The sequence below is a fragment of the Streptomyces prasinopilosus genome (assembly GCF_001419695.1).
Taxonomy (GTDB): Bacteria; Actinomycetota; Actinomycetes; order Streptomycetales; family Streptomycetaceae; genus Streptomyces; species Streptomyces prasinopilosus.
The window spans coordinates 1-6,886 of record NZ_LIRG01000271.1; the positions used below are offsets into that span (position 1 = coordinate 1).

A 6,886-nucleotide genomic window follows, 5' to 3' on the forward strand; every position below is an offset into this window, starting at 1 on the left:
GGTCGTCGCGGTCGGCCTGGAACCGGTCGTCGTCGCCACCCACGGGGTGAGCGTCCTCAGCGCCTCCGTACGGCTGGCCCCGCCCCCGGTCCGTGACGACCTCGGCCCCCGGACCCTCCCGGCGTACTGAGCGCGGCGTGAGCCCCCGGGCGTTTCGAACCGGCAGGTCGTCGCTGGTTTGACGGGGCGTCGAGCGGGTTACCTGTGCTCCCGGCCGGCAGCGGCACCCGCCGCGGGCACGGGGCCGGGTGCCGGGCCCGCCCGACGAACGGAGGGAACGGCGTGCACCTGGGCCCGCGACGACGGCAGGACCGGCTCACCCCTCGTACGGCCCGCCGCCCGCGCCGGTCACGGGGCGTCGGACTCCGCGCCCGGCCCGCCGTCGTCCCGCCGGTCCCGCCCCCCGGTCGGCCGTACGGCCGGGGCCCGTCCGGCCCACCGTGCCACGGGCGGGACCGCATCCGGGGCCCCGCTCCCGGCGCGGCGGTGCCCCGCCGGGCGGTTCCTCCTGCTACACAGAGCACCGCGTGTGAAAATGCTGATAAAACGGATATAGCTTCCAGGATCGGATGACGGCCCGACCGTGCGTCAGCGGACGGCCAGTGCGAAGGAGTTGGTGCTGACGTGCTGGTCCTGCTGGCCGCCCACGCGGTGGCCGCAGTGTCGATGCCCTGGTGGGAGAAGCGGCTCGGCCGTGCGATGTGGGCCGTGGCGGCCCTGGTGCCGCTGGCGGTCGTGGTCTGGGCGGGCACCCGGGCGGCGGGTGTCCTGGACGGCGGCGCGTACGAGGAGTCCCTGTCCTGGGCCCCGTCGCTCGGCCTGACGGTCGACCTGCGCCTGGACGCCCTGTCGCTGCTGATGCTGTGGGTGGTGGCCGGAGTCGGCGCCCTGGTGCTCCTGTACTGCCGGTACTACGTCGAGAGCGACGCCGGCTCGCTGGCCGCCCTGCTGCTGGCCTTCGCCGGGGCGATGACCGGCCTGGTGCTGGCGGACAACCTCTTCGTCCTGTACGTCTTCTGGGAACTGACCACGATCGCCTCCTTCCTGCTGATCGCGGGACGCGGGGCGCGGGTGGAGCAGCGGCGCGCCGCCCGCCAGGCCCTGCTGGTGACCGCGGCCGGAGGCCTGGCGATGCTGCTCGGCTTCATCGTGCTGGGCCAGGAGGCCGGCACGTACCGCGTCTCGGAGATCCTCGCCGACCCCCCGCGGGGCGGGGCGGTCCCCGCCGCCGTGGTGCTCGTCCTGGTCGGCGCGTTCACCAAGTCCGCGCAGCTGCCGGTGCACGGCTGGCTGCCCGCGGCGATGGTCGCCCCCACACCGGTCAGCGCCTTCCTGCACGCGGCGGCGATGGTCAAGGCCGGGGTCTACCTGGTGGCCCGGCTGGCGCCCGCCCTGGCCGAGGTGGCGCCGTGGCGGCCGCTGGTGCTCGGCGTGGGGCTCGCCACCATGGTGGTGGCCGCGTGGCGGGCCCTGCGCGAGACCGACCTGAAGATGCTCCTCGCCTACGGGACCGTCAGCGAACTCGGTCTGCTGACCGCGCTGCTGGGCGCGGGCACGCGGACGGCGGCGCTGGCCGGACTGGTGATGCTGCTGGCGCACGCGGCGTTCAAGTCGGCGCTGTTCCTGTCGGTCGGGATCGTGGACCACCACACGGGCACGCGCGACATCCGGGAACTCTCGGGTCTGGGACGCCGGCTGCCCGTGCTGTTCTGGGTCACGGCGCTCGCCGCCGCGTCGATGGCCGGGCTGCCGCCCCTCATCGGCTTCCTGGGCAAGGAGGCGTCCCTGGAGGCGTTCCTGCACGGCACCGGGATCCCCGGCCACCACCAGCTGACGGCGGTGCTCGTGTGCGGCTCCGCGCTGACCGTGGCGTTCGCCGCGCGGTTCCTGCACGGCGCCTTCGGCGGGCGGCCGCCGCGGGAGGCGGCCCGGACCGTACCGGGCCCGGCACCGGGATTCGTCGCACCGGTGGCCGTACTGGCCGCGGCGGGTCTGGTGCTGGGCGTGGCGTACCCCGCCACGGCCGCCCTCACCACGGTCTACGCCGACGCCTATCCGCCGGGGGCCGGGAAGCCGTACGTGCTGTCCCTGTGGCACGGGTTCACCCCGGTGCTCGGCCTGTCGGCGCTGTCGCTCGCCGCCGGTGCGCTGATCCACGCGTTCCTGCGCCGCGGCACCGCGACCGCCCGCCTGCCGCGCCTGCCCGACGTGCAGCGCGCGTACGACCGCGCGGTCGAGGGCGTGGACCGGCTGGCCGTGACGCTGACCCGGCACACCCAGGTCGGCTCGCTGCCCGTCTACCTGACCGTGCTGCTGGTGACGGTCATCGCCGTACCCGGCGCGGCGTTCGCGGCGGCGGCCCCGTCGCTGGGGTCACCGCCCCTGTGGCGGTACCCCGTCGAACCGGTCCTGGCCGTGGTGGCGCTGGCCGCCGCCACGGCGGTGGTGGCCGCCCGGCACCGGCTCACCGCCATCCTGCTGACCGGGGCCGTCGGATACGCGGCGGCGGGCCTGTTCCTGGTGCGGGGAGCCCCCGACCTGGCGCTCACCCAGTTCCTGGTCGAGACGATGACGCTGGTCGTCGTGGTGCTGGTGCTGCGCCGGATGCCGTCCCGGTTCGATCCCGGCCGCAGGTCGGTGCGGGGACGCGTGCTGCGGGGCGCGGCGGCCGTCGGGGTCGGCGCCGTCGTCACCTGCTTCGCGCTGGCGGCGGCCTCCGCGCGCACGGCCCCGGTGATCTCGACCGAGTACCTGCGCCGGGCAGGGGAGACGGGCGCCCTCAACGTCGTCGACGCGATCATCGTCGACTTCCGGGCCCTGGACACGCTGGGCGAGATCTCGGTCGTGCTGGTGGCGGCGGTCGGGGTCGGCAGCCTGGTCCGGTTCCGCGACCGCGGCGCGGTGCGGGCCGTCGACGAGGAGCCGCCCGCCCTGTTCCCCACGACGCACTGGGACGAGCCCCGGCAGACCTGGCTGCCGGGGGCCGGCGAACGCCCCGGCGGCGAGCGCTCGGTGCTGCTGGAAGTGGCCATCCGGCTGCTCTTCCCCTCGATCCTGGTGCTCTCGCTGTTCCTGCTGTTCTCCGGGCACTACCGCCCCGGCGGAGGGTTCTCCGGCGGCCTGGTGGCGGGGCTGGCGTTCGTCCTGCGGTACCTCGTCGGCGGACAGGCCGACCTCGGCGCCGCCGTGCGCCTGCGCCCGGTCGCGATCGCGGGCACGGGCCTGGTGACCGCGGCGGTCGTCGCCCTGGTGCCGCTCGCCGTCGGCGGCACGCCGCTGGACAGCGACCTGGTGTCGTGGCACCTGCCGCTGCTGGGCGAGGTGAAGTGGGCGACCAGCCTGTTCCTCGACGTGGGCGTCTACCTCCTCGTGGTCGGTGTCGTCCTCAAGCTCCTGTCGGCGGTGGGCGTCACGCTCGGCCGGAGCGACGCGACGGCGTCCCGCCAGGAGGAGGGATCCGCTCGATGACCGGCGCGGTGGACAACACGGTGAACACACTCGACGTGACGATGGCCGTCGTGGTCGGCGGCCTGTTCACGATCGGCTTCCACCTCATGCTGCAGCGGTCCCTGATGCGGATCGTCCTCGGCTTCATCCTCCTGGGCCACGGCACCAACATGCTGCTCCTGGTCGCCGGGGGCACCCCCGGCCTGCCCCCGGTGCTGGAGGGGCGGCCGGTGGACCCGGCGGAGCCCGCCGATCCGCTGCCCCAGGCCATGGCGCTGACGTCGATCATCATCACGTTCGGCCTCACGGCGTTCCTGATGGCCCTCGCCTACCGCTCCTGGCGGCTGTCCGGCAGCGACGAGGTGCGCGACGACGTGGAGGACCGGCGCATCGACATCGCCCTCCAGCGCGCCGGGGCCGACGAGGTGAGCGGCCCGTCCGGAGCACCCGGCGGACCCGGTCCCGACGACGGCGGCGGACCCGGCGACGAGGACGACGACGAGGGCGGCGGCGCGCCGGACCGCCGGGACGACGACGGCACCGCTCCGGGGGACCACCGATGACCACCCTGCTGATCACCCTGCCCGTGGTCCTGCCGCTCCTGTGCGCCGGGGTGACCCTCCTCGGACTGCCCGGCCGGGTGATCCGCGTGCTGAGCACCCTCGTCCTGACGGCCGTGCTGGCGGACGCGGCGGCCCTGCTCGTCCTCACCGACACCCGCGGCCCGCAGTCCGTGCACGTCGGGGGCTGGCCGGCGCCGCTGGGCATCACGCTCGTCGCCGACCGGCTCTCGGCGCTCCTGCTCACCGTGTCCGTACTGGTGACCCTGGCCGTCCTGGTCTTCGCCATCGGCCAGGGCACCGCCGAGAAGCGCCGGAGCGCGGCGGAGGTCTTCCACCCCGCCTACCTGCTGCTCGTCACCGGGGTCAGTCTGGCCTTCCTCACCGGCGACCTGTTCAACCTCTTCGTCGCCTTCGAGATCCTGCTGGCCGCCTCCTACGTCCTGATCACCCTGGACGCCGACGGGGACCGCACCCGGGCCGGCATGACGTACACGATCATCAGCCTGACGTCGTCCCTGCTCTTCCTCACCCTCGTCGGCCTGGTGTACGCGGCCACCGGCACGGTCACCCTGGCCCAGCTCGGGCCGCGGCTCGCCGAACTCCCCGACGGCCTGCGCGGCGCCCTCGCCCTGCTGCTCCTGGCCGTCCTCGGCATCAAGGCGGCGATCGTCCCCCTGCACTTCTGGCTGCCCGACAGCTACCCCACCGCACCGGCGCCGATCACCGCCGTGTTCGCCGCGCTGCTGACCAAGGTCGCCGTCTACGCCCTGCTGCGCACCCAGACCCTGCTCTTCCCGCGCTCCAGCGTGTGGACCCTGCTGGCCTGCGTGGCGATCGCCACCATGCTCGTGGGCATCCTCGGCGCCCTGGCGCAGGACGACATCAACCGGCTGCTGTCCTTCACCCTCGTCAGCCACATCGGCTTCATGCTGTTCGGGCTCGCGCTGTTCGACACGACCGGTCTCACCGGAACGGTCCTCTACATCGTCCACCACATCGTCGTCCAGGCGGCGCTCTTCCTGGCCGCCGCCCTCACCGTGCGCCACACCAGCACGACGGGCCTGGACCGCATGGCACGGCGTTCGCCCCCACGGCCGCTGGTGGCCGTGCTGTTCGCGGTCCCCGCCCTGAGCCTGGCCGGGATCCCGCCCTTCTCCGGGTTCGTGGCCAAGCTGACCCTGCTGCGCGCCGGCGCCTGGCAGGGCGGCACCGCCGCGTACGCCCTCGCCGCGACCGCCCTGATCACCAGCCTGCTGACGCTCTACGCCATGAGCCGGGTGTGGACCAGGGCCTTCATGCGGCAGGATCCGCACCCGGACCGCAGTGACACACCGCCGCTGAAGAAGCCGGCCCCCGACACCGCCCGCCGCCCGGAGCGGCGCACCGACCGCTACGGAGCCCGGCTGATGACCACCGCCACCGCCGTCATGGTGCTGACCAGCGTCGCGGTCGCCGTCTTCGCGGGCCCCCTGGCCCGGGTCGGCGAACGGGCCGCGCACGAACTGCTCGACCCGAGGGCGTACCGCTCCGTCGTCATCACCGGGGAGGACCGTTGACCCGCCGGGAGAGCGCCCGCCGAGTCCGGCACCACTGGCCCATGGTCGGGTGGCTGTGGCTGCTGTGGGTCCTGTTGTGGGGGTCCGTCGGCCCGGTGGTCCTCGTCGGAGGCCTGCTCGTCGCCGTGGCCGTCGTCCGGTCCTTCTCCCTGCCGCCGATCCTGCCCGGGGCGGTGCCCCGGCCCCTGGCGATCGGACGCCTGCTGGCGGGCCTGCTGAAGGACATCGTCGTGTCCGGCGCGACCGTCGCCTGGCAGGCCCTGAGGCACGGGGAGAAGACGTCCACGGCGATCGTCGAGGTCCCGCTGCGCGTCGACAGCGACCTCCTGATCACCGCCGTGGCCGAACTCACGACGATCGCCCCCGGCACGCTGGTGGTGGAGATCGACCGCCGCCGGCAGCGGCTGTACGTCCACGCGCTCCCGGTCCGCGACGAGACCGACGTCGACCGCCGCAGGGAGGCGGTGCAGACCCTGGAGCGCAGAGTGGCGCGGGCGGTCGGTCGCGGCCGGCGCACCGGATCGAGCGGGGACGACACCTCCGGGGCCGTGGGCGATCTCGGGTACTCCGCCGACCCCGGCTATTCCACCGGCCCCGACTCCTCCGATCACCCGGACCAAGGAGGCAGCACCCCATGACCGCCCTGTACACCGTCACCCTGGCCGTGCTGTCCGCGGCCGGCCTGCTCACCCTGCTGCGCCTCGTGCGCGGTCCGGACGCGCTCAACCGCATCGTGGCGCTGGACGTCCTCCTGACGATGATCATCGCCGGGGCCGCCGTGGGCATGGCCCTGCGCGGGGACACCACGTCCCTGCCCGTGCTGGTCGTCCTCGCGCTGCTGGCCTTCACCGGATCGGTGACGGCCGCCCACCTGATCGAGAAGCGGGAAGGCCTGCGATGACCGCGCTGCCCGACGTGATCACCGCCGTCCTGCTCCCGGCCGGCGCGGTCTTCTGCCTCCTCGGCTCCGTGGGCCTGCTGCGCTTCCCGGACATCATCAGCCGCCTGCACGCCGCCTCCAAGGCGCAGACCCTCGGCCTGATGCTCGTCCTGGTGGGAACCGCCGTGCAGCTGCCCCTGCGCTACGCGCCGGTGCTGCTGCTCGTCGTCCTGTTCCAGCTGCTCACCGCGCCGATCACCGGCCAGATCGTCGGCCGCACCGCCTACCGCGTCCAGGCCTTCGACCGCGGTCCGATGTTCCGGGACGAGCTCGCCGACCGCCTCGCGCGGGACGGCACCCCGGTGGACGAGCGGCCGCCGAGCGAGGACGCGGACCGGTGAGGCCGCCCGGGCCGGAAACGGGCCGGACCGTTTCCGGCC

Annotated in this window: 6 protein-coding genes and 1 pseudogene; all 7 read left to right on the forward strand. The window is 74.3% G+C overall.

Features of this window, described 5'->3' with window-relative positions; all coding sequences use genetic code 11:
* A pseudogene (locus AOK18_RS35375) lies at positions 1-130 on the forward strand (acetate--CoA ligase family protein); the annotation flags it as partial.
* A 494-nt stretch (positions 131-624) separates the two neighbouring features.
* Positions 625-3,468: a Na+/H+ antiporter subunit A gene (locus tag AOK18_RS12755; protein ID WP_055694414.1), complete on the forward strand. Its 2,844-nt coding sequence runs from the start codon at positions 625-627 to the stop codon at positions 3,466-3,468.
* The gene (locus AOK18_RS12760; RefSeq protein WP_055572530.1) at positions 3,465-4,010 is read left to right on the forward strand and encodes a Na(+)/H(+) antiporter subunit C; all 546 of its coding nucleotides are present in this window, start codon (positions 3,465-3,467) and stop codon (positions 4,008-4,010) included. The genes AOK18_RS12755 and AOK18_RS12760 overlap by 4 nt, the downstream gene beginning before the upstream one ends.
* The gene (locus tag AOK18_RS12765) at positions 4,007-5,566 is read left to right on the forward strand and encodes a Na+/H+ antiporter subunit D (protein WP_055694415.1); all 1,560 of its coding nucleotides are present in this window, start codon (positions 4,007-4,009) and stop codon (positions 5,564-5,566) included. Before AOK18_RS12760 ends, AOK18_RS12765 begins: the two co-directional genes overlap by 4 nt.
* 41 nt (positions 5,567-5,607) lie before the next feature.
* The gene (locus AOK18_RS12770) at positions 5,608-6,204 is read left to right on the forward strand and encodes a Na+/H+ antiporter subunit E (RefSeq protein WP_240503162.1); all 597 of its coding nucleotides are present in this window, start codon (positions 5,608-5,610) and stop codon (positions 6,202-6,204) included.
* A complete protein-coding gene (locus tag AOK18_RS12775; RefSeq protein WP_055694417.1) occupies positions 6,201-6,467 on the forward strand; it encodes an MrpF/PhaF family protein in 267 nt (88 codons plus the stop codon). The genes AOK18_RS12770 and AOK18_RS12775 overlap by 4 nt, the downstream gene beginning before the upstream one ends.
* Positions 6,464-6,847, forward strand: coding sequence for a monovalent cation/H(+) antiporter subunit G (gene mnhG, locus AOK18_RS12780; protein ID WP_055572534.1), 384 nt, complete (start codon positions 6,464-6,466; stop codon positions 6,845-6,847). The genes AOK18_RS12775 and mnhG overlap by 4 nt, the downstream gene beginning before the upstream one ends.
* The last annotated feature ends 39 nt before the right edge of the window (positions 6,848-6,886 follow it).